The 2501-nt window shown below is 52.0% G+C and carries 1 rRNA gene; it reads right to left on the reverse strand.

What is annotated here, in order from left to right:
* Positions 1-2501 (reverse strand): 23S ribosomal RNA (locus tag MSG36_RS23775); the annotation flags it as partial.

A 2501-nucleotide genomic window follows, 5' to 3' on the forward strand; every position in this document is an offset into this window, starting at 1 on the left:
CAGCACTTACACACCCTGCCTATCAACGTCGTAGTCTACGACAACCCTTTAGGACACTTATAGTGCCAGGGAAAACTCATCTCAAGGCTCGCTTCCCGCTTAGATGCTTTCAGCGGTTATCGATTCCGAACTTAGCTACCGGGCAATGCCATTGGCATGACAACCCGAACACCAGAGGTTCGTCCACTCCGGTCCTCTCGTACTAGGAGCAGCCCCTTTCAATTTTCCAACGCCCACGGCAGATAGGGACCGAACTGTCTCACGACGTTCTAAACCCAGCTCGCGTACCACTTTAAATGGCGAACAGCCATACCCTTGGGACCGACTTCAGCCCCAGGATGTGATGAGCCGACATCGAGGTGCCAAACACCGCCGTCGATATGAACTCTTGGGCGGTATCAGCCTGTTATCCCCGGAGTACCTTTTATCCGTTGAGCGATGGCCCTTCCATTCAGAACCACCGGATCACTATGACCTGCTTTCGCACCTGCTCGAATTGTCATTCTCGCAGTCAAGCGGGCTTATGCCATTGCACTAACCACACGATGTCCAACCGTGTTTAGCCCACCTTCGTGCTCCTCCGTTACTCTTTGGGAGGAGACCGCCCCAGTCAAACTACCCACCAGGCACTGTCCGTAATCCCGATTCAGGGACCAACGTTAGAACATCAAAACTACAAGGGTGGTATTTCAAGGACGACTCCACCACATCTAGCGACGCGGTTTCATAGTCTCCCACCTATCCTACACATGTAGGTTCAATGTTCAGTGCCAAGCTGTAGTAAAGGTTCACGGGGTCTTTCCGTCTAGCCGCGGGTACACTGCATCTTCACAGCGATTTCAATTTCACTGAGTCTCGGGTGGAGACAGCGTGGCCATCATTACGCCATTCGTGCAGGTCGGAACTTACCCGACAAGGAATTTCGCTACCTTAGGACCGTTATAGTTACGGCCGCCGTTTACCGGGGCTTCGATCAAGAGCTTCGACCGAAGTCTAACCCCATCAATTAACCTTCCGGCACCGGGCAGGCGTCACACCGTATACGTCATCTTACGATTTTGCACAGTGCTGTGTTTTTAATAAACAGTTGCAGCCACCTGGTATCTGCGACTCTCGTCTGCTCCATCCGCAAGGGACTTCACTGATAAGAGCGTACCTTCTCCCGAAGTTACGGTACCATTTTGCCTAGTTCCTTCACCCGAGTTCTCTCAAGCGCCTTGGTATTCTCTACCCGACCACCTGTGTCGGTTTGGGGTACGATTCCTTACAATCTGAAGCTTAGAGGCTTTTCCTGGAAGCATGGCATCAATGACTTCACTACCGTAGTAGCTCGACATCGTATCTCAGCGTTAGTAGCGGTCCGGATTTACCTAAACCACCCGCCTACGTACTTGAACCTGGACAACCGTCGCCAGGCCCACCTAGCCTTCTCCGTCCCCCCATCGCAATTGTAAGAAGTACGGGAATATTAACCCGTTTCCCATCGACTACGCCTTTCGGCCTCGCCTTAGGAGTCGACTTACCCTGCCCCGATTAACGTTGGACAGGAACCCTTGGTCTTCCGGCGAGGGAGTTTTTCACTCCCTTTATCGTTACTCATGTCAGCATTCGCACTTCTGATACCTCCAGCAGCCCTTACAGACCACCTTCAACGGCTTACAGAACGCTCCCCTACCCCACATACCCTAAGGTACGTAGCCGCAGCTTCGGTGTATAGCTTAGCCCCGTTACATCTTCCGCGCAGGCCGACTCGACCAGTGAGCTATTACGCTTTCTTTAAATGATGGCTGCTTCTAAGCCAACATCCTGGCTGTCTGAGCCTTCCCACATCGTTTCCCACTTAGCTATACTTTGGGACCTTAGCTGGCGGTCTGGGTTGTTTCCCTCTCCACGACGGACGTTAGCACCCGCCGTGTGTCTCCCGGATAGTACTTACTGGTATTCGGAGTTTGCAAAGGGTTGGTAAGTCGGGATGACCCCCTAGCCTTAACAGTGCTCTACCCCCAGTAGTATTCGTCCGAGGCGCTACCTAAATAGCTTTCGGGGAGAACCAGCTATCTCCAGGTTTGATTGGCCTTTCACCCCTAGCCACAAGTCATCCGCTAATTTTTCAACATTAGTCGGTTCGGTCCTCCAGTTGATGTTACTCAACCTTCAACCTGCCCATGGCTAGATCACCTGGTTTCGGGTCTAATCCTAGCAACTGTACGCCCAGTTAAGACTCGGTTTCCCTACGGCTCCCCTAAACGGTTAACCTTGCTACTAAAATTAAGTCGCTGACCCATTATACAAAAGGTACGCAGTCACACCACGAAGGTGCTCCTACTGCTTGTACGTACACGGTTTCAGGTTCTATTTCACTCCCCTCACAGGGGTTCTTTTCGCCTTTCCCTCACGGTACTGGTTCACTATCGGTCAGTCAGTAGTATTTAGCCTTGGAGGATGGTCCCCCCATATTCAGACAGGATATCACGTGTCCCGCCCTACTCGTTTTCACTGAT

Source organism: Vibrio sp. 1CM8B (genome assembly GCF_023161685.1).
In the GTDB taxonomy this organism is placed as follows: Bacteria; Pseudomonadota; Gammaproteobacteria; order Enterobacterales; family Vibrionaceae; genus Vibrio; species Vibrio coralliirubri.